Source organism: Micromonospora marina (assembly GCF_900091565.1).
Taxonomy (GTDB): domain Bacteria; phylum Actinomycetota; class Actinomycetes; order Mycobacteriales; family Micromonosporaceae; genus Micromonospora; species Micromonospora marina.
This window is the reverse complement of sequence record NZ_FMCV01000011.1, coordinates 61,882-80,313: the sequence shown is the minus strand read 5'-3', so window position 1 is coordinate 80,313 and position 18,432 is coordinate 61,882. Positions and strand designations below refer to the sequence as shown.

21 protein-coding genes are annotated in these 18,432 nt (G+C 73.1%); 6 read left to right on the top strand and 15 right to left on the bottom strand.

The window, feature by feature from the left end; translation table 11 throughout:
• Positions 1–78 precede the first annotated feature (78 nt).
• The 5 genes from paaE to paaA are packed head-to-tail and all read right to left on the bottom strand — an operon-like array spanning position 79 to position 3,844.
• Positions 79–1,191 (bottom strand): 1,2-phenylacetyl-CoA epoxidase subunit PaaE, encoded by a 1,113-nt coding sequence (gene paaE, locus GA0070215_RS15030; RefSeq protein ID WP_018787816.1) that lies wholly within the window; start codon positions 1,189–1,191, stop codon positions 79–81.
• Complete coding sequence (gene paaD, locus GA0070215_RS15025) at positions 1,188–1,664, bottom strand: 1,2-phenylacetyl-CoA epoxidase subunit PaaD (RefSeq protein WP_091046662.1); 477 nt, start codon at positions 1,662–1,664, stop codon at positions 1,188–1,190. Before paaD ends, paaE begins: the two co-directional genes overlap by 4 nt.
• 55 nt (positions 1,665–1,719) lie before the next feature.
• Positions 1,720–2,439: a 1,2-phenylacetyl-CoA epoxidase subunit PaaC gene (paaC, locus tag GA0070215_RS15020; protein ID WP_018787818.1), complete on the bottom strand. Its 720-nt coding sequence runs from the start codon at positions 2,437–2,439 to the stop codon at positions 1,720–1,722.
• The gene (gene paaB, locus GA0070215_RS15015) at positions 2,436–2,780 is read right to left on the bottom strand and encodes a 1,2-phenylacetyl-CoA epoxidase subunit PaaB (RefSeq protein ID WP_377467826.1); all 345 of its coding nucleotides are present in this window, start codon (positions 2,778–2,780) and stop codon (positions 2,436–2,438) included. The genes paaC and paaB overlap by 4 nt, the downstream gene beginning before the upstream one ends.
• Positions 2,777–3,844: a 1,2-phenylacetyl-CoA epoxidase subunit PaaA gene (gene paaA / locus GA0070215_RS15010; RefSeq protein ID WP_018787820.1), complete on the bottom strand. Its 1,068-nt coding sequence runs from the start codon at positions 3,842–3,844 to the stop codon at positions 2,777–2,779. Before paaA ends, paaB begins: the two co-directional genes overlap by 4 nt.
• Positions 3,845–4,204: 360 nt before the next feature.
• Between paaA and GA0070215_RS15005 the strand changes: the two genes are divergently transcribed.
• Positions 4,205–5,185, top strand: coding sequence for a hypothetical protein (locus tag GA0070215_RS15005; protein WP_091046493.1), 981 nt, complete (start codon positions 4,205–4,207; stop codon positions 5,183–5,185).
• Entirely contained in the window at positions 5,185–6,123 is a 939-nt protein-coding gene (locus GA0070215_RS15000) for a hypothetical protein (RefSeq protein ID WP_091046490.1), read from the top strand. Before GA0070215_RS15005 ends, GA0070215_RS15000 begins: the two co-directional genes overlap by 1 nt.
• Before the next feature lie 37 nt (positions 6,124–6,160).
• On the opposite strand, the gene GA0070215_RS14995 is transcribed toward GA0070215_RS15000, so the two are convergent.
• From GA0070215_RS14995 to GA0070215_RS29085, 4 genes are all read right to left on the bottom strand, one after another.
• Entirely contained in the window at positions 6,161–7,012 is an 852-nt protein-coding gene (locus tag GA0070215_RS14995) for a menaquinone biosynthetic enzyme MqnA/MqnD family protein (protein WP_018787823.1), read from the bottom strand.
• A 136-nt stretch (positions 7,013–7,148) separates the two neighbouring features.
• Positions 7,149–8,405, bottom strand: coding sequence for an MFS transporter (locus tag GA0070215_RS14990; protein ID WP_091046486.1), 1,257 nt, complete (start codon positions 8,403–8,405; stop codon positions 7,149–7,151).
• Between the two features lie 40 nt (positions 8,406–8,445).
• Positions 8,446–9,027 (bottom strand): ArsR/SmtB family transcription factor, encoded by a 582-nt coding sequence (locus GA0070215_RS14985; RefSeq protein WP_091046483.1) that lies wholly within the window; start codon positions 9,025–9,027, stop codon positions 8,446–8,448.
• A gap of 55 nt (positions 9,028–9,082) precedes the next feature.
• A complete protein-coding gene (locus GA0070215_RS29085; RefSeq protein ID WP_244167006.1) occupies positions 9,083–9,346 on the bottom strand; it encodes a hypothetical protein in 264 nt (87 codons plus the stop codon).
• A gap of 35 nt (positions 9,347–9,381) precedes the next feature.
• Between GA0070215_RS29085 and GA0070215_RS14975 the strand changes: the two genes are divergently transcribed.
• Positions 9,382–11,427 carry a HelD family protein gene (locus tag GA0070215_RS14975; protein WP_091046479.1) on the top strand — a complete coding sequence of 682 codons (2,046 nt, stop codon included), beginning with the start codon at positions 9,382–9,384 and terminating at the stop codon, positions 11,425–11,427.
• A 79-nt stretch (positions 11,428–11,506) separates the two neighbouring features.
• On the opposite strand, the gene GA0070215_RS14970 is transcribed toward GA0070215_RS14975, so the two are convergent.
• Genes GA0070215_RS14970 through GA0070215_RS14955 form a run of 4 tightly spaced genes read right to left on the bottom strand, consistent with a single transcriptional unit; the run spans position 11,507 to position 13,732 of the window.
• Entirely contained in the window at positions 11,507–12,106 is a 600-nt protein-coding gene (locus tag GA0070215_RS14970) for a hypothetical protein (RefSeq protein ID WP_091046475.1), read from the bottom strand.
• 4 nt (positions 12,107–12,110) lie between these two features.
• The gene (locus tag GA0070215_RS14965; RefSeq protein WP_091046471.1) at positions 12,111–12,464 is read right to left on the bottom strand and encodes a YbaB/EbfC family nucleoid-associated protein; all 354 of its coding nucleotides are present in this window, start codon (positions 12,462–12,464) and stop codon (positions 12,111–12,113) included.
• A 9-nt stretch (positions 12,465–12,473) separates the two neighbouring features.
• Entirely contained in the window at positions 12,474–13,400 is a 927-nt protein-coding gene (locus GA0070215_RS14960) for a WXG100 family type VII secretion target (RefSeq protein ID WP_091046467.1), read from the bottom strand.
• An 11-nt stretch (positions 13,401–13,411) separates the two neighbouring features.
• Positions 13,412–13,732: a type VII secretion target gene (locus GA0070215_RS14955; RefSeq protein WP_091046463.1), complete on the bottom strand. Its 321-nt coding sequence runs from the start codon at positions 13,730–13,732 to the stop codon at positions 13,412–13,414.
• 149 nt (positions 13,733–13,881) lie between these two features.
• Here GA0070215_RS14955 and GA0070215_RS14950 point away from each other — a divergent pair, with 149 nt between their 5' ends.
• The 3 genes from GA0070215_RS14950 to GA0070215_RS14940 all read left to right on the top strand — a co-directional run bounded on the left by GA0070215_RS14950 (position 13,882) and on the right by GA0070215_RS14940 (position 16,369).
• The gene (locus tag GA0070215_RS14950; protein ID WP_091046459.1) at positions 13,882–14,769 is read left to right on the top strand and encodes an ABC transporter ATP-binding protein; all 888 of its coding nucleotides are present in this window, start codon (positions 13,882–13,884) and stop codon (positions 14,767–14,769) included.
• Positions 14,770–14,778: 9 nt separating this feature from the next.
• Positions 14,779–15,516 carry an ABC transporter permease gene (locus GA0070215_RS14945; protein WP_018787833.1) on the top strand — a complete coding sequence of 246 codons (738 nt, stop codon included), beginning with the start codon at positions 14,779–14,781 and terminating at the stop codon, positions 15,514–15,516.
• Between the two features lie 94 nt (positions 15,517–15,610).
• Positions 15,611–16,369 carry a VOC family protein gene (locus GA0070215_RS14940; protein WP_091046456.1) on the top strand — a complete coding sequence of 253 codons (759 nt, stop codon included), beginning with the start codon at positions 15,611–15,613 and terminating at the stop codon, positions 16,367–16,369.
• A gap of 150 nt (positions 16,370–16,519) precedes the next feature.
• Here the strand turns inward: GA0070215_RS14940 and GA0070215_RS14935 are convergent, their stop codons facing one another.
• Together GA0070215_RS14935 and GA0070215_RS14930 are read right to left on the bottom strand one after the other, a co-directional pair.
• On the bottom strand, positions 16,520–17,299 hold the full coding sequence (locus GA0070215_RS14935; RefSeq protein ID WP_091046452.1) for an ABC transporter ATP-binding protein: 780 nt from the start codon (positions 17,297–17,299) through the stop codon (positions 16,520–16,522).
• Complete coding sequence (locus GA0070215_RS14930) at positions 17,296–18,390, bottom strand: FecCD family ABC transporter permease (protein WP_026268464.1); 1,095 nt, start codon at positions 18,388–18,390, stop codon at positions 17,296–17,298. The genes GA0070215_RS14935 and GA0070215_RS14930 overlap by 4 nt, the downstream gene beginning before the upstream one ends.
• Positions 18,391–18,432: the final 42 nt, after the last annotated feature.

Here is an 18,432-nt window from a genome sequence, read left to right as displayed (position 1 = left end):
GAGCCAAGTGTAGGACGCAACGTTCTACGCGTCACGGATGGTGGTCGACCCGCCGCCGGTGATCTCACCGGTGGCGCCCTACGCGTCGTAGTCGACAGTCAGTTCGTCGGTGACCGGGCTGGACTGGCAGGTCAGCACGTAACCGGCGGCCACCTCGTCGGGCTCCAGCGCGTAGTTGCGCGCCATCGTCACCTCACCGGCCGTCACCTTGGCCCGGCAGGTCGAACACACCCCGCCCTTGCAGGCGTACGGCAACTCACCGCGCACCCGCAGGGCCGCATCGAGCACCCGCTCGTCCCGGCCCATCGTGAAACTGGACGAACGCCCGTCCAGCAGGATCGTCACCTCGGTGCCCGCCCCGGGCCGGTCGGCCTCGCGCCGGACCGGCTCCGGCGGGGCGTCGACGTGGAACAGCTCGGTGTGCACCGCCGCGTCCGGCACACCGCGACCCGCGAGCACCGCCTTGGCGTCCACCACCATGCCGTACGGGCCGCAGAGGAACCACTCCTCGATCTCGGCGCCGGGTACGACGGTGTCGAGCAACCGGGTCAGCCGGTCGGCGTCGATCCGCCCGGACAGCAGCGCCGACTCGCCCATCTCCCGGGACAACACGTGCACCAGGTGCAGCCGGGCCGGATAGCGGTCCTTCAGGTCGGCCAGCTCCTCGGCGAACATCACCGTGTTCGCCGTGCGGTTGCCGTACACCAGCGTGAACGTGCTGCGCGGCTCGGTGGCCAGCGCGGTCGCGGCCAGCCCGAGGACCGGGGTGATGCCGGAACCGGCGACCACCGCGCCGTACCGGCGGACCCGGTCCGGGGTGAACGCGGAGGTGAAGTGGCCCAGCGGCGGCAGCACCTCGACGGTGTCGCCGTCGCGCAGCGCGCCGCAGGCGTACGCGGAGAACGCCCCACCCGGGACCTCACGCACCCCGATCCGCAACCGGCCGTGCCGGGCCAGCTCGTCCGGGGTGGAGCAGATCGAGTACGACCGGCGCACCTCCTCGCCGTCGGCGTCGGCCGGGCGGCGGACGGTGAGGTGCTGCCCGGCGGAGAACGCGAACGTCTCGCGCAGCGCCTCCGGTACCGCGAACGTGATCGACACCGAGTCGTCGGTGAGCCGGTCCACGGCGGTGACGGGCAGCGGGTGGAAGACCGGCCGGCGGCGCACCGGCCGGGTGATGGTGACAGTCACAGCGCCTTCAGGTGGTCGAAGGGTTCGGAACAGGATCCGCAGCGCCACAGCGCCTTGCACGCGGTGGAGCCGAAACGGCTGATCTGCGTGGTCTCCGGCGAGCCGCAGCGCGGGCAGCGCACGGCCAGGGTCAACGGCACCACCGTGCCGTCGCCGCGCGGCGCGGGCGGGGCGATGCCGGCGGCGGCGAGCTTCGCCCGACCGGTGTCGGAGATCCAGTCGGTGCTCCACGCCGGATGGTAGACGGTGCGGACCTCGGCGTCCGGATGCCCGGCGGCGGCGAGCGCCCGGCGGATGTCCGCCCGGATCACGTCCATCGCCGGGCAACCGGTGTAGGTGGGGGTGATGGTGACGACGACCCGGCCGGTGCCCGGTTCCTCGTCGACCGCGCGCAGGATGCCCAGCTCGTCGATGGTGACGACCCGGATCTCCGGGTCCACCACCACCGCCACGGCCTCCCTCGCGCCTGTCACCAGCGCCACCCTCCGTTCGCGACTGCGGGGCTCCGCTCCGCTGCACTCCTCGCGCTCACCAGCTCGCTCCGGGGTGGGCGCGGTGCAGCACCTGCATCTCGGCGAGGAGGTACGAGAGGTGCTCGGTGTGCAGGCCGTCCCGGCCGCCACCCGGTGCCCAGCCGGTCTCCGGCCGGGTCAGCGTGGCCTCGTCCAGCACGGCGGAGACGGTGGCGTCGAAGTCGGCCCGAAGGGTGGACGGGTCGACCGGCGCCGCCGGGTCCGGGGCGAACAGCTCGTGGACGTACGGCCACACCTCGTCGACCGCGTCCTGCATGCGCCGGTGCGACTCCTCGGTGCCGTCGCCGAGCCGCTTCACCCACAGCGCGGCGTGGTCCAGGTGGTACGCCGACTCCTTGCGCGCCTTCGCCCCGACCGCCGCCAGCCGTTCGTCCGCGCAGCCGGCCAGCGCCGTGTAGAGCGGCGACTGGTACGCGGCCAGGAAGAACAGCTTCGCCATGGTCACGCCGAAATCGCCGTTGGGCAGCTCGACCAGCAGGCAGTTGCGGAACTCGCGGTCGCCGCGCAGATAGGCCAGGTCGTCCTCGTCGCGGCCCGCGCCCTCCAGCTCGCCCGCGTACGTGAGCAGCAGCCGTGCCGCGCCGAGCTGGTCGAGGGCGATGTTCGCGAGCGCGATGTCCTCCTCCATCTCCGGCGCGCGGGAGGTCCACTCACCGAGGCGCTGCGCCGCGACGAGCGCGTCGTCGCCGATGGCGAGCGTGAAGTCGAGACTCATAGGTGGGCCGCCCCTTCGGGGACCTCGTAGAACGTCGGGTGGCGGTAGACCTTGTCGGCGGCCGGGTCGAAGAACGCGTCCTTCTCGTCCGGGCTGGACGCGGTGATCGCGCCCGCCGGCACCACCCAGATGGAGACGCCCTCCTGGCGGCGGGTGTAGAGGTCCCGGGCGTTGCGCAGGGCCAGCTCGGCGTCGGGGGCGTGCAGGCTGCCGACGTGGGTGTGCGACAGGCCACGGCGGGCCCGCACGAAGACCTCCCACAGGGGAGAGGACGCACCGCTCATGCCGTACTGGCTGGGCATGCCCTCACGGCCCTCGCTTCGCTCGGTGCGTTCGCTCATGCCGCTACCGGTTCCTTTCGCTCCGCCCGCTTCGCGGCGTACGCCGCGGCGGCCTCCCGTACCCACGCGCCGTCGGCGTGCGCCTTGCGCCGGTGCGCCATGCGCTCCCGGTTGCACGGCCCGTCGCCCTTGATCACCCGCATCAGCTCGGCGTAGTCGGGCTGGGTGTAGTCGTACGCCTGCCGCTCGTCGTTCCAGCGCAGGTCCGGGTCGGGGAGGGTGAGGCCGAGCACCTCCGCCTGACCGACGCACATGTCGACGAACCGCTGGCGCAGCTCGTCGTTGGAGAAGCGCTTGATCTTCCAGGCCATGGACTGGGCGCTGTGCGTCGAGTCGCCGTCCGGCGGGCCGAACATGGCCAGTGAGGGGTACCACCAGCGGTCCACCGCGTCCTGGGCCATCGCCTTCTGCGCCGGGGTGCCGTGCGCCAGCGTGTGCAGGATCTCGTAGCCCTGCCGCTGGTGGAACGACTCCTCCTTGCAGACCCGGATCATCGCCCGGGCGTACGGCCCGTAGGAGCAGCGGCACAGCGGCACCTGGTTGACGATCGCCGCGCCGTCCACGAGCCAGCCGATCGCGCCCACGTCGGCCCAGGTCAGAGTCGGGTAGTTGAAGATCGAGCTGTACTTCTGCCGCCCGTCGAGCAGCAGGTCCACCAGCTCGTCGCGGCTGATGCCGAGCGTCTCGGCGGCCGCGTAGAGGTAGAGGCCGTGCCCGGCCTCGTCCTGCACCTTGGCGAGCAGGATCGCCTTGCGCTTGAGCGACGGCGCCCGGCTGATCCAGTTGCCCTCGGGCTGCATGCCGATGATCTCGGAGTGGGCGTGCTGGGCGATCTGCCGGATCAGCGTCCTGCGGTACGCCTCGGGCATCCAGTCGCGGGGTTCGATCTTCTGGTCCGCGTTGATGACGTCGGTGAAGTACGCCTCGACGTCCTCGTCCGGTGCCGGACCGCCGCGCCGGGCCCGAGCCGCCGCCTCGCGCAGCGCCGCCTCCGCCGCCTCCACCTCGCCGAGCAGGCCGCCGCCCGGAGCGTCCTCCGGCGGGGCGAAGTCATTGCCATACATGCAGCCAGTGTTACAGCTCGCCACGGATGACACCAGAGGGTGTAACAGGTTTCGGGGAGCTACTGGCGTCACCGGGCGTGCACGCGCCGCCATCGGCCCTGGTAGCTGTGATGTCGATTACCTCAAGGTGAGGAAACCGCCCAAGAATGACAAAGGCGTTCAATATCTCACCCACCCGGCAAAGTCACGGGTGTCGAGACCTGGCATCAGGGCTGTCCGGAAGTAGACTTCCCCCCGGCAAACCGTTCGTCTTCATGATCGTCACCGTTCAGGCCACCATCCCCCGGCCTGTTGACGACCGGCGGCGAACTCATGCACAAGCGCCGGTCCCCCCGGCCAGACATCTGGAGCTCACCACTCATGCGACCTCGCGTGACCTTGGTGCTCGCCATCGTGGCGGTCCTCGTCGGCGGCGTCATGCTGGTGCCGGCCGCGTACGCGAAGCTCGCCGGCGGCAACGGCACGGGCGGCGTCGGCGGCGGCGAGCAGGTCCCGGCGCCGGCCCCGACCGCGCCGGCGACCCCGACGCTCGCCGACGCCCCGGTGTCGGTGAACTTCGAAGGCGAGTTCTTCTCCTGGGCTCTGATGGACCGGGAAACCGGCACCGTCACCGGCGCGGAGAACATGACCCAGACCAGCTCCACCGAGTCGATGCTCAAGGCCTGGATCGTCGCGGACTACCTGCGCCAGCTCGGCGACGAGCAGCCGACCGCCGAGCTCAAGAAGGCGGCGGCCCTGGCGATCCGGAACAGCGACGACGACGGCGCCAACCAGGTCTACCTGGCGGCCGGCGGCTCCTACGTGCCACAGCCGGGCGGCCGGCCCGACCCGGTCATCGCACGGGCGATCCAGATCTGCGGCCTGACCGACACCAGGCCCGGCAGCGTGCCCCAATACAAGGGCTGGTGGAGCTTCACCGAGATGTCCCCCCGGGACGCGGCCCGCCTCGGCGACTGCATCGCCGACGGCCGGGCCGCCGGTCCCACGTGGACCAAGTGGCTGCTCAGCGAGATGACCAAGGTGGCCGGCAGCGTCAGCAAGCAGAGCGCGCGGTCCGGCGGCGGCCGCTGGGGCATCATCGACGGCCTGCCCGCGACGATCAAGTCGCAGGGCCCGGTGCACATGAAGAACGGCTGGACCCAGCTCGCCTACGACGGCAACTGGCACATCAGCTGCCTGGCGTTCACCGACAAGTGGAGCCTCTCCGTGATGATGCGGTACCCGGGCGGCTCCGGCCTGTCGTACGGCGCGAAGCTGTGCGCCGCCGTCGCCACCCAGCTCGTGGCACCGCAGCCCGGCGCCGCGCTCAAGGTGCCGCAACAGCCGGTCGGAAAGCTCTGATGGCCGGCGCCCGGCGTCGGCCCGGCAGCTATCGGCGTCCGCTCGCGTTCAGCGCCCTGGCTGCGGTCCTCGTCGGCCTGCTCGGCCTCTCCCTGCGTGTGATCCCCGGCTCCCCGCTGGAGGCCACCGCGAACTCACGTCCCGCACCGACGAGTGAACGGTCCGAGCAGCAGCCGGTCGATCGCGGCGCGAAACCGCGGGTCGCTCCCTCGCCGTCGCTCGAACCGCTGCCGTTCGAGGCGAAGAACCTGGACAGCCTCAAGATCAAGGGCTGGTACGGCTGGTCCGTGCTGGACAAGCGGACCGGGAAGATCATCGGTTCGGCGAACATGGGTCAGACGAGCACTACCGCGTCGCTGATCAAAGCCTGGGTGGTGGCCGACTACCTGCGCCTGCGCGCCGAGGGCGGCAAGACTCCGAGCGAGGCGAAGCTGGCCGACGCCACGAGGATCATCCGGGACAGCGACAACACCCGGGCGCAGGAGTTCTACGAGAGCGTCGGCGGCTCGGACTCGATCGAGCGGATGATCTCGATCTGCAAGCTGACCGACAGCGAGGTCGCCTCCGACGGCGGGTGGAGCCGTACCGAGCTGTCCCCCCGGGACGCCGCCCGGCTCGGGCTCTGCATCGACGACGGCCGCGCGGCCGGGCCGAAATGGACCGAGTGGCTGCTCGACGAGATGCGCCTGGTACGCGGTTCCGGCGACTTCGGCATCCGCAAGGCGTTCCCGGCGGCCCAGCAGAAGGAGATCGCCATCAAGAACGGCTGGATCGACCGGGACAAGGAAGAGGAGTACCACGTCAACTGCCTGGCCATCGGCGACACCTGGACGATGGGCGTGATGCTGCGCACCCCGTTCGGCGTCGAGGGCGGCTGGGAGTACGGCATGGACGCCTGCGAACGGATCACCAAGGCGCTGCTGCGGCCCTCGACCTGAGTCACGCGGCCGGCAACCCGAGCCCCGCCCGGCGCGCTCAGCCCTGGAAGAACTCCGGGCCGCCGGCCGGCAGCGCCGGCACCTCCCCGTACGCCGCCGCCCGGCGGGCGAACTCGCGCAGCCCGGCCACCTGCCGCTCACCGAGCGAGAAGTCGAGCGCCCGGAAGTACGTGGCGAGCGTGGCCGCGTCGAACGTCTCCCAGCGGGCCGCCGCCTCCGCCACCTGGTCCAGCTCGGCCAGGCACAGGTCGCGCGAGCGCAGGAACGCCTCGTGCACCTCCTTGACCAGGCCCGGGTGGGCGGCGGCGAACTCGCGGCGGACCGCCCAGACGGCGAACACCATGGGCAGGCCGGTCCAGTCGTGCCACGCCTGGCCCAGGTCGGTCACCTCGAGGCCCTTGGCCGGGGCCTCGTAGAGCGCGCGCAGCGCCACGTCGCCGATGAGCACCCCGGCGTCGGCCTCCAGCAGCATCTGGGTCAGGTCCGGCGGGCAGCGGAAGTACTCCGGTCGCACCCCGTGCCGCTCGGCGAGCAGCAGCTGGGCCAGCAGCACCCCGGTTCGCGACGTGGAGCCGAGTGCCACCCGGGCGCCGTCCAGCTCGCCCAGCGGGCGGGTCGACACCATGTTCACCGAGAGCACCGGCCCGTCGCTGCCGACCGCCAGGTCGGGCAGGAGCAGCAGGTCGTCGGCATGCTTGAGGAACTCCACCAGCGTGATCGGGCCGATGTCCAGGTCACCGGCGACCAGGTCGGCGCTCAGCCGGTCCGGCGAGTCCTTGTGCAGGTCGACGTCGATCAGCGCGCCGGACCGCATCAGCCCCCAGTAGATGGGCAGGCAGTTGAGGAACTGGATGTGCCCCACCCGGGGGCGGGCGATGCGGTCGGCCATGATCCGACCGTATCGCCGTGGCCACCACCTTGCCGCCGGGGGATCCGATCGAGTGGTGAACCCCGCACCCGACGGAAAGGAAGGGCCCCCTGTTAACGCCTCCGGTAGAGGAAGGGGCCCTTCTTAACACCAGCGGTCATGCGGCCCCCGCCGTCACGGCTGCGGCGGCAGGCGAGGCCATGGCGGCGGCGGCCCGCTCGGCGCGTACCGCCCGGCGCACCGGCCAGGCCAGCGCCGCCACCACGAGCAGTCCGGCCACGCCGCAACCGGCGACGAGCATGCGCGGGCCGGCCACCTCCAGGAGCAGGCCCCCGACCAGGTAGCCGCCCATCGCGGCGCCCTGCGCGGCCGCGCCGAAGACGGCGAACGCCCGGCCCCGTGCGGCCTCCGGCACCCGTCGCGCCAGCAGCAGGTTGTTGAAGACGTTGTCGCCGCCGTTGCCCACGCCGCCCAGCAGCCAGATGGGCACGAGCAGCCAGGCCGAGGGGACCGCCGCCGAGACCAGCACCGCCAGGCCGCAGCCGCCGAGCAGCACCAGCCCGGCGCCCAGCAGCGCGCCGTCGTCGGCGAGCCGCCGGGCGACGCGGGCGAACAGCCACGCGCCGAGCACGATGCCGAGCGTCCAGGAGCCGGTGACCAGCCCGTACACGGTGGCGCTGCTGCCGAGCGTCTCGCGGATGAAGAAGACCTCGATGACGTTCACCGCGCCGACCGCGCCGATCACCGCGGCCACGCTGCCGACCATCACCGTCAGCAGCGGGTCGCGCCGGAACCGCCACGGGGGCGCCACCGCGGTGGCGGTTGCGGCCGTCGCCCGGCGGCCACCTCTGCGGGTACGCACGAGCAGCCCGGCAACCACCAGCGAGAGATAGCTGAGCGCGCCGAGGAGCAGCGGCACCCGGGTGCCGAACTGGCCGACCAGGAGCCCGGCCAGTGCCGGTCCGGCGAGTGCGCCGAGCGTGCCGGCGGTCTGGTTGAGCGCGCCGGCCCGGGGCAGGTCCTCCGTCCGCACCATGACCGGCACCAGCGCGGAGATCACCGGTTGGGAGACCGCGAGGCCGGTGGCGAGCAGTGCCACCAGAGCGATCACCAGCGCCGGGGCCTGGGCGTACGCGAGCGCCAGACAGGTCGCTCCCTGGCCGGCCCCGGTGGCGATCAGCAGCACCCGGCTGTCCACCCGGTCGGCGAGCCGGCCGGTCAGGGGCGCGAGCACCACGAGCGGCAGCGTCGCGGCCAGCAGCAGCCCGGAGACGGCGAGGCCGCCGGCCCCGGCGGACTGGAGCGCGAGCGTGAGGGCGCTGGTGACGAGGAAGTTCCCGCAACTGGAGATGCCGCGGGCGGTGGCCGCGAGCCAGACGTCCGACCAGCGCGACGGGACAGCTGCGAAGGACATACTTCGAAAATATTCCTTCACAACTGCCGGGCGCAACCCCTCAGTCGAGGGGCATCGCCCGGTACTGCGTCGCCACCGGCCGGGCCCCGGCCGGTGGATCGGTCCGGGTCCGTCGCCGGTACGGCTCCATCAGCGCCTGGATCGCCTGATTCAGCTCGGTCAACTCCCCGGCGGTCATGAGCAGCACGCTGTCGCTGAACCAGGTCGCCGCGTACCACTCCGGCGACTCGTCCGGCGCACGGCGCAACCACTCTCGGACCCGCTGGGCGTCGCGGACCAGGTGCGCCTCGACCAGGGCCGCCTCGGCGGCACGCGCCTCCGGATCGGCGTCCGGCCCCGCTTCGACGTGGTACGACGGATTCACCGCCTGCCACACCCGCTCCCGGGCGTCACCCCGGCCGGGCGCCTGCCGGACCAGCCCGAACTTCGCCAGCTCCCGCAGGTGGTAGCTGGTCGCGCTCGGCGACAGCCCGGCGATCTCGGCGCACTCGGTGGCCGTCGTACCGCCCTCCAGCGTGCCGAGATGTTCCATGATCGCCATGCGGGCCGGATGAGCGAGCGCCCGCATCACATGCGGATCACTGATCGTCACCCGGCTGCCGCCGGGAAGCGCCTCGGTCATACCGCAATGATCCCGCGTCCGAGGACGCCGGGATCCAGCGGTGCAACCCATCGGATCAGGCGACCTTGAGCTGCTCGTCACCGAAGTCGGCGATCAGCTCGAGGGTGCCACCGAGCGCGCCGATGTAGCGCGCGAGCACCTCCTGGTCGCGACGTTGCTCGCAGAGTGGAGATGGATCGAGCGGATCGCCTGCCACCACGAAATTCGTTGGCGCGACCTGCCGGTGCTCCCGTAGCGTGGAGGGCCGCCCGACGGCCGCGGTGAGCATGCACCGCAGCGGACGTCCCCGCGCCGGGAGCAGGCCAACCGCCCCGGACACGCGAGCGAGCCTCAGTTGAGCCATCGGAGTTCATCGTGCCCGCAACCGACCTTGACGCCACACCCGCCCTCGACGCCGAACTCGCAGCCGAACGTGTCCACCTCGACGCCTCCCGCGCCGCGCTGACCCGGATGCGGGAACGCGCCCAGGCGCTCTTCGCCACCGGCGACAAGGTGGCCGGTGACTCGTACACCGCCGAACAGCTCGGCCGGCACATGGCCCGGCGGGTCAAGGAGCTGGCCGACGACCCGACCACCCCGCTGTTCTTCGGCCGCCTGGACTTCGGCGGCGACGACCCGGACCACGCCGGGCGGGAGTACCACGTCGGGCGGCGGCACGTCACCGACGAGCTGGGCGAACCGCTGGTGCTGGACTGGCGGGCGCCGGTCTCCCGGTCGTTCTACCGGGCCAGCGCGCGTGACCCGCAGGGTGTCGCCGTACGCCGCCGGTTCGGGTTCAGCGCCGGGACGCTGACCAGCTTCGAGGACGAGCACCTGGACCGGGGCGAGGAACTCGGCACGGCCAGCCGCATCCTCACCGCCGAGATCGAGCGTCCCCGCGTCGGCCCGATGCGCGACATCGTCGCCACCATCCAGCCGGAGCAGGACGAGCTGGTCCGGGCCGACCTGGCCGACTCGATCTGCGTACAGGGCGCGCCCGGCACCGGGAAGACGGCGGTCGGGCTGCACCGCGCCGCGTACCTGCTCTATCTGCACCGCGAACGGCTGCGCCGCTCGGGCGTGCTGATCGTCGGGCCGAACCGGGCGTTCCTGTCGTACATCGCGGCGGTGCTGCCCACCCTCGGTGAGGTCGAGGTCGAGCAGGCCACCGTGGAGGACCTGGTCGCGCGGGTTCCGGTCCGCGCGGTCGACGACCCGGCCGCCGCCGCGCTCAAGCACGACGTCCGGATGGCCGAGGTGCTGCGCCGGGCCGTCGACGCCCACATCGGTACGCCCACCGAGCCGATCGTGGTGTCGGACGGCTCGTACCGGTGGCGGATCGGACTCGACCCGTTGCACCGGCTGGTCACCGAGACCCGGGCGGAGGCTCTGCCCTACGCGACCGGCCGGGACCGGGTGCGGGCGCGGGTGGTGGGGCTGCTGCAACGCCAGGCCGAGGCGCGCCGGGCGGAGTCACCGAGCGACGCCTGGCTGCGCCGGATGAGCCGGATCAAGCCGGTCACCGACCTGCTCGACGCGGTCTGGCCCGCGCTCACCCCGGAGGGGCTGCTGCACCGGCTGCGTACCGACGCCGACGCGCTGGCCGCCGCCGCGGACGACCTGCTCACGCCCGAGGAGCAGGAGCTGTTCCGCGCCGGCAGGACCGGGCGCACCGCGAAGGCGACCCGGTGGACCGCCGCCGACGCGGTGCTCATCGACGAGGTGGCCGGGCTGCTGGAACGGCCCGCCGGCTTCGGGCACGTGGTGGTCGACGAGGCGCAGGACCTCTCCCCGATGCAGTGCCGCGCCATCGCCCGGCGCAGCGAGCACGGCTCGATCACGCTGCTCGGCGATCTGGCCCAGGGCACCGCGCCCTGGGCCGCGACCGACTGGCGGGAGTCGCTGGCCCACCTGGGCAAGCCGGACGCGGCTGTGGTGCCGCTGAGCGTGGGCTTCCGGGTGCCGGCCGCGGTGGTGGCGTTCGCGAACCGGCTGCTGCCGGCGCTCGCTGTCGACGTACCCCCGGCCCGGTCGCTGCGCAACGACGGCGCGCTGGATGTGCGTACCACCGAGGACCTAACGGCCGCGACGGTGGCCGAGGTGCGGGCGGCGCTCGCGCACGACGGCTCGGTCGGTGTGATCGCCGCCGACGGCGCGGTGGACCGGCTCCGCGCGGCGCTCGCCGACGCGGGCGTCGAGACCGCTACCGCCGACGACGTCGAGGCCGCGGCGCGTGTCACTGTGGTCCCGGCGACGCTGGTGAAGGGCCTGGAGTACGACCACGTGGTGGTCGTCGAGCCGGCCGCGATCGTGGCCGCCGAGCCGCGCGGACTGCACCGCCTGTACGTGGTGCTGACCCGGGCGGTCTCCCGCCTGGCCGTGCTGCACCGCGAGCCGCTGCCCGCGCCGCTGACCGCCTGACGTGGGCCTCGGCTGCGCTGCCGTGGCCGCCCGGCCACGGTTCTGGGCGGCCCGGCCGCGGTCCGGGCGGCCGGACCGGTCAGGCGGACAGTGCGGCGGCGACCGCACGCAGGGGGCGGCCGGACTCGGCGATCGGCACGGTGAACGACAGCCAGGAACCGTCGGTGAAGTCGATCCGCAGCCGCTTCGGGTTCAGCCGGTGCCAGCCCACCCGTGCGGAGGCGATCTCTGCGCGCGCGGTCGACCAGGCCACTGCGGTCTCGGCCAGCGCGCGTTCCTCGGCCTCGCGCCCGGCCAGCAACTCGACCCCGCCGGTGCGGCAGACCAGCAGCCGCCGGTCGGTGACCGCGAGCAGCGTCTCCCGGACCTGGAGGTCGGGCCGGGGCGGGCGGAGCGCGCGGTGCAGGCGCGAGGCGGCCGAGCCGGGGGCGCCGCGCCCGGCGATCCCCCAGCCGATCGCGTCGACCAGGCGGTCGCCACGGTCCCAGGTGGCCAGTGGCAGCAGCACGTTGAGCAGCACCGAGCCGATCGTCCGCCGGCTCGGCTCGGCGTCCGGCTCCGGCTCGGGCGGCGGTGCCGGAGCGAGCCCCTGGCCGACGTCGGCCTTGGCGTGCGCCAGGACACGCTCGCCCGGCTCGACGAGCAGGCCGATCCGGTCGCGGAATCTGGTCTCGTCCATCGGCTCAGTATCGGTCGTGGCCGTAGCCGTCGTCGGCGGGGCGCTCCGCGCCCGGCGCGTTGCCCATCACCTCGCCGACGATCTCGCGTACGCGGGCGGCGGCGGCCTCCTGCGCCCGGTTCGCCGCCGAGGTGATCTCCTCGGCGAGCGTGTACGAGTCGAAGCGCATGGCCCGCGCGTTGATGTCGGTGGAGAGGATCCCGCCGTCGGCGGCGGCCACGACGGTGACCAGGCCGGAGTCGCTCACCCCCTCGGCGCTGCTCTGTTCCAGCTCGGCCATCCGCGCGCCGAGTTCGCGCTGCCAACCGTCCAGGTTGCGGGCCAGCGCCTCGATCCGGTCCAGGGCCGGGAACGTCATTGCTGCCTCTCAGTTCACGATCGAGTCGAACACGTTCTGCACGCCCGTGGTGTACGGGCCGAGATCCTCGCGGTAGGTGCCGTCCACCAGGTAGTTGCGGTCCTTGCGCCCGTCGGAGACGTCGTGCAGGCCCATCCCGGTGTCGAGCAGGGCGCCGCCCATGCCGGGGACGTTCACCGGGGACACCTGGTTGATGACGAACTTGCCCGGGAAGAGGACGGCGGCGCGTTCCACCTTGAAGGCGAGCGCCGCCTTCGTGTAGCCGGACTTGTTGAACGCGCTGTACGCCTTCTTGGCCCGGCGCAGCTCCATCACGACCTTGGCGTAGCGGTCGAGCAGGTTGGCGACCTTCTGGAGCCTGGTCGCGAGCTTCGTGAGGATCTCCGCGAACCGGGCCACGATCTTGACCATGCGGCCGACGGTGGTGGCCAGCCGGGCCAGCACCCGCACCACTGTGGCGGCCAGGCTCACCCCGGCGCTCAGCGCCGCCGCCACCGCGGCGATGATGATCTCGGTCAGGAACCAGAGCAGGAACTCCAGGATCAACTCGACCAGCAGGTTGAACGCGTCCACCGCCGCGTTCGCGGCGTCGACCAGCACCTCCTTGGTGCCGTCCAGCCCGTTGGCGAGATCGTCCATCGCGTCCTCGATGGACTGCATCGAGGCGTGGAACTTGTCCGCCGCGTCGCCGTCCCACGCGCCGCGCAGCCGGGCCCGATCGGCGACCTGGTCACCGGCGATCCGCCGGACCGCCTCCCCGGTCGTCATCGCGAGCTGGCCGGCCCGCATCAGGTCGTCCGGCTCACCGGCGACCAGTTCCAGGAGCTGCTCGAACGGCCACAGCACCGCGTTCGACAGCGGCTTGAACGGGTCCGGGGTGCCCGACACGATCTGCTCGAAGTAGGTCTTGTTGCGCTGGAGCGCCTCGGTGCTCATCCCCGCCCCCCTCAGCCGCCCGCGGTGAACATGGTGTCGTTCGCCGCGTCCGTGTCGTCGTAGGCGGCGGCTGTCTCGGTGAGCCCGGTGGCGATGGTCAGCATGGTCTCGGCGCCGTCCGCCAGCCCCTGCAGGCACGCCTCGAACTGCTGCTCGTACGCGGCGGCGAGGCTGAACGACGCGGGCATCACGCCGAAGGAGTGCCGGGCCACGTGGCCGTCGCGGAACGCCCGCTCCAGCTCGCGGAACCGCGACGACCGGTCCCGGGAGGCGGCGGCGAACGCCCGCAACGCCTCCGGCTGGGCGTCGAGATTCCTGCTCGGACTGGTCACGGACCCTCCCCGGTGTCCGGTCGGAACTTCCACCGTCGTCGACGGCGCCACCAGACTAGGGGATGTGGGCACCCGGCCAGGGGTCACCGCCGCTGGCACACGCACGGTAGACAGGGAGGCACAGTCCTTCCGCTCCGAGGAGACCGCCGATGATCCTGGCCCGCGCCGAACAGGTCAGCCGTCGCTACGGCGAGGTGCTGGCACTGGACCGGGTCGACCTGACCGTCCGGGCCGGGGAACTGGTCGGCCTGCTCGGCCCGAACGGCGCCGGCAAGAGCACCCTGATCAACCTGCTGGTCGGGCTGCGCCGCCCCACAGCCGGCCGGGTCGAGCTGTGCGGCGGCGACCCGCGCGACCCGGCGAGCCGGCGGCAGCTCGGGGTCACCCCGCAGGAGACCGGCCTGCCCGGCACGCTGCGGGTCGGCGAGGTGGTCGACTTCGTCTCCGCGCACTTCCCCGACCCGGTGCCGCGCGGCGAGCTGCTCGACCGGTTCGGCCTCGCCGACCAGGTGCGCCGGCAGACCGGCGGCCTCTCCGGCGGGCAGCGTCGCCGGCTGGCAGTGGCGCTGGCGTTCGTCGGCCGTCCCCGGCTGGTGGTGCTCGACGAGCCGACTACCGGCCTCGACGTGGAGGCGCGGCACGCGCTCTGGGACGCGATCCGTGGCTTCCACGCCGACGGCGGCACCGTGCTGCTGAGCAGCCACTATCTGGAGGAGGTGGAGGCGCTCGCGCAGCGGGTGGTGGTGATCGGCCACGGGCGGGTGCTGGCCGACGACTCGGTGGCGGCGATCCGCGGGATCGTCGGCGTACGCCGGGTCAGCCTGGTCGCCCACGACCTGCCGGCGCTGCCGGGAGTGGTCGCCACCGAACGCGCCGACGGGCGGCTGCACCTGCTCACCAGCGACGCCGACCAGCTCGTGCGTGACCTGGTCACCGCCGGGGTGGCGTTCCACGACCTGGAGGTCCGCCCCACCTCGCTGGAGGAGGCGTTCCTCGCCATCACGGCCGACGACCGGCCCGCGCCCGCAGCCGCCTAGGAGACCGCCGTGCCGCTCGCCCTGGTCCACGCCCGCTACCAGCTCCTGGAGATCATCCGGATCCCGGTGGCGGTGGTGGGCAGCGCCTTCTTCCCCGCCGCCGCGATGCTCTTCTTCGTGGTGCCGTTCGCCGGCGACGACCCGGTCGGCGCCACCTACGCGACCGCCGCCATGGTGACGTTCGCGGTGATGAGCGCCAACATCTTCCAGTACGGCGTGGGCGTCGCCGAGGACCGCGACCAGCCCTGGAACCCGTACACCCGGACCCTGCCGGCCGGACCGGCACCGCGGCTGGCCGGGCGGATCCTGGCCGGGCTGGTGCTGACCTACGTGTCGATGATCCCGGTGGTGCTGATCGCGGCGGTCGCCACCGAGGCCCGGGTCAGCGCGGTGCAGTTCCTGCTCGGGCTCGGCGCGGTCGCCGTGGTCTCGGTGCCGTTCACGCTGCTCGGCCTGGCGATCGGCTACTCGCTGCCGAGCAAGGCGGCGATCGTGGTGGCCCAGGTGATCTTCTTCCCGCTGGCGTTCGGCGGTGGCCTGCTCTCCGGGCCGGACGACGCGCCCGGCTTCATCAAGGCGATCGCCCCCTACTTGCCGACCCGGGGCGCCGTGGAACTGATCTGGACGGCGGTCACCGACTTCCGGCCGGACATCCGGGCGCTGGTGATGCTGGTGGTCTGGGTGCTGGTGCTCGCCGCGCTCGCCGGCTGGGCGTACCGGCGGGACGAGGGACGCCGCTTCAGCTGACAGTTTGTCCGGTTCCGGCCCGGCGACCGTACGGGCGGTGCCACGATGCCGACAGGGCGGGCGAGCGGAGCCCGTCCCGGCGAGAGGGGTCACCGTGAACGGCGTCGAGCCCGGCACGCCCTGCTGGACCGACCTGGCCACGCCCGGGCTGGACGACGCACGACGGTTCTACCCGGAGCTGTTCGGCTGGACCGGGCAGATCTCCCCCGAGCCGGACGCCGGCGGCTACACGGTCTTCCGCAAGGACGGCAAGGCGGTCGCCGGGGCCGGGCCACCCGGTACGCCGGACCAGGTGCCGGTCTGGTCCACGTACGTGGCGACCGACGACGCGGACCTGGTCGCCACCCGGGTGGAGGCGGCCGGCGGGCAGGTTGTCGTGTCCCCGTTCGACGTCGCCCAGCAGGGCCGGATGGCGGTGCTCGCCGACCCGGCCGGCGCGGTGTTCAGCGTGTGGCAGCCGATGGCGATGCGCGGGGCGGAGTTGTACAACGCGCCGGGTGCGATGTGCTGGAACGAGTTGGTCACGCCGGACCCGGAGGGCGCGAAGGAGTTCTACGCGCTGGTGTTCGGCTGGCATCCGGAGGAGCGCCCGGTCGGGCCGGTCGCGTACACCGGTTGGCGCTGCGGGGCCCGGATCGTCGCCGGGATGCTGCCCCGGGCCGAGCCGCTTCCGGAGGACCTGCCCGCGTACTGGGCGGTCTACTTCGCGGTGGAGGACGCCGACGCGACCGCCGCCCGGGCCACCGAGCTGGGCGGCACCATCCTCGTCCCGCCGCGCGACAACCCGGCCGGACGCAGCGCCGCCCTGCGCGACTTGTCCGGCGCCCTCTTCTCCGTCTCGACGCTGCGCTGACGGCCCACCCCAGCCCTACCTCGCCGATCTTGCAGTTGCGGCCCGCCCAACGAGGCATACACACCTGCTGTCGGGGCGAAAAGTGCAAGATCGACGGGGCGGGCGAGGCGGGACGGGGCGCGAGGGAGGGTGGGGTGGGTGGGGTGGGGGTCAGGTGGGGCGGACGGGGACCACCAGGGGGCCGTGGTCGCCGGGGATGACGCGGATGTGGGCGCGGTAGTGGCGGGCCAGCAGCTCCTCGGTGAGCACCTCCTCCGGCGGCCCGGCGGCTGCCACCCGGCCGTCGGCGAGCAGGACCAGGCGATCGGCGTACTCGCCGGCGATGGAGAGGTCGTGCATTGTGGCGAGCACGGTGAGGCCGTGCTCGCGGCGGAGCTGGTCGACCAGTTCCAGCACCTCCTGCTGGTGCCCGATGTCCAGCGCGCTCGTCGGCTCGTCGAGCAGCAGCAGGGTGGCGCCCTGGGCCAGCGCCCGGGCCAGGAAGACGCGCTGCCGCTCGCCGCCGGAGAGCGTGGCCAGCTCGCGGTGCGCGAAGGGGCCCAGGTCGAGCCGGTCCAGCACCTCGTGCGCGGCGGCCAGGTCGGCCGCCGACTCGCGGCCCAGCGGCGGGATGTACGGGGTACGCCCGAGCAGCGCGTAGTCGAACACCGACATCCCGATCGGTACGACCGGGGACTGCGCCACGGTGGCCACCACACGGGCGCGGTCGCGGCGGCGCAGCGAGCCGATCGGCGTACCGAAGAGGGTCACCTCGCCCGGGCCGGTGAGCAGGCCGCCGACGGCGCGCAACAGGGTGGACTTGCCGGCGCCGTTGGGTCCGATCACGGTGACCCACTCGCCTGCCGCGACGGTGAGGTCGACGCCGGCCAGGACCGGTGTGCCGCCGAGGGTGACGCGCAGATCGTGGACGCGCACCGCGGGGGCGTTCACATCGCCACCCGGCGGGCGGTACGCAGGACCAGCACGAAGAACGGTCCGCCGAGCAGCGCGGTGACCACGCCGATGGGGATCTCGGCGGGGGCGGCTGCGGTCCGGGCGACCACGTCGGTCAGGGCCAGGAACGCGCCGCCGAACAGCATCGACAGCGGCAGGATCACCCGGTGGCTGGAACCGGCGAGCAGCCGCATGGTGTGCGGCACGATGATGCCGACGAAGCCGATCAGCCCGGACGCGGAGACGGCGGCGGCGGTGCCCAGCGACGCGGCGGCGATCAGCAGGTAGCGGGAGCGCTGCGGGTGCAGGCCGAGACCGGCGGCCTCGTCGTCGCCGACGGAGAGCACGTCCAGCTCGCGCCGGTGCAGCAGCACCACCACGGAGGTGAGCACGAAGTACGGCAGGACCAGCCACACGTCGTGCCAGCCGGCGGTGGCCAGCCTCCCGAGCAGCCAGGAGTAGACCTGCTGGATGTTGTCGGAGTGCTGTTGCAGCAGGTACGTCTGCCCGGCGGCGAAGAACGCGGAGACCGCCACCCCGGCCAGGATCAGCGTGGCCGGGGACCGGTCCCGCCCGCCGGCGGCGCCGAGGAGGTACGTCAGCACGACCGCGCCGAGCGACCCGACGAACGCGGCGAGCGGAATGGTGATCGGCAGCCCGGTCAGCGCCCCGCCCGCTCCGGCGCCGAGGACGATCGCCGCGGTGACCGCGAACCCGGCTCCGGCCGCCACGCCGAGCAGGTATGGATCGGCCAGCGGGTTGCGGAAGACGCCCTGGTAGCAGCCGCCGGCCAGGGCGAGGAGCGCGCCGACGAGCAGCCCGAGCACGACCCGGGGCAGCCGCAGCTCGGTGATGATCGCGACTTCCCGCTCGGTGAGCCCGCTGTCCAGATGCACGCCGGGCAGCAGGTTGAGCAGTTCGGCCGCGACGCTGCCGGGCGGCAGGCTGACCGGGCCGAGGGAGACGCCCGCCACGAGCGCGACGAGCACCGCGACGACACCGGCGAGCAGCCAGCGCTTGCGGAGCCCGGCGGGCCGGATCGGGCCGCCGGGCGCACCGCGTGCGGTACGCCGCCGGGGGCGGAACAACTGCCGGTCGCCCGGCCGGGACGCGTCGGGCGTCCCGGCCGG

What these genes read in the sequence shown, in the direction of transcription:
- GA0070215_RS14995 (WP_018787823.1), bottom strand. Translation starts at nt 7,012, where the DNA reads ATGGCCGACCGCATCGCCCGCCCCCGGGTGGGGCACATCCAGTTCCTC.
- paaC (WP_018787818.1), bottom strand. Translation starts at nt 2,439, where the DNA reads ATGAGTCTCGACTTCACGCTCGCCATCGGCGACGACGCGCTCGTCGCG.
- GA0070215_RS14970 (WP_091046475.1), bottom strand. Translation starts at nt 12,106, where the DNA reads ATGGACGAGACCAGATTCCGCGACCGGATCGGCCTGCTCGTCGAGCCG.
- paaA (WP_018787820.1), bottom strand. Translation starts at nt 3,844, where the DNA reads ATGTATGGCAATGACTTCGCCCCGCCGGAGGACGCTCCGGGCGGCGGC.
- GA0070215_RS14960 (WP_091046467.1), bottom strand. Translation starts at nt 13,400, where the DNA reads ATGAGCACCGAGGCGCTCCAGCGCAACAAGACCTACTTCGAGCAGATC.
- GA0070215_RS15005 (WP_091046493.1), top strand. Translation starts at nt 4,205, where the DNA reads ATGCGACCTCGCGTGACCTTGGTGCTCGCCATCGTGGCGGTCCTCGTC.
- GA0070215_RS14950 (WP_091046459.1), top strand. Translation starts at nt 13,882, where the DNA reads ATGATCCTGGCCCGCGCCGAACAGGTCAGCCGTCGCTACGGCGAGGTG.
- paaB (WP_377467826.1), bottom strand. Translation starts at nt 2,780, where the DNA reads ATGAGCGAACGCACCGAGCGAAGCGAGGGCCGTGAGGGCATGCCCAGC.
- GA0070215_RS14990 (WP_091046486.1), bottom strand. Translation starts at nt 8,405, where the DNA reads ATGTCCTTCGCAGCTGTCCCGTCGCGCTGGTCGGACGTCTGGCTCGCG.
- GA0070215_RS14985 (WP_091046483.1), bottom strand. Translation starts at nt 9,027, where the DNA reads ATGACCGAGGCGCTTCCCGGCGGCAGCCGGGTGACGATCAGTGATCCG.
- GA0070215_RS14965 (WP_091046471.1), bottom strand. Translation starts at nt 12,464, where the DNA reads ATGACGTTCCCGGCCCTGGACCGGATCGAGGCGCTGGCCCGCAACCTG.
- GA0070215_RS15000 (WP_091046490.1), top strand. Translation starts at nt 5,185, where the DNA reads ATGGCCGGCGCCCGGCGTCGGCCCGGCAGCTATCGGCGTCCGCTCGCG.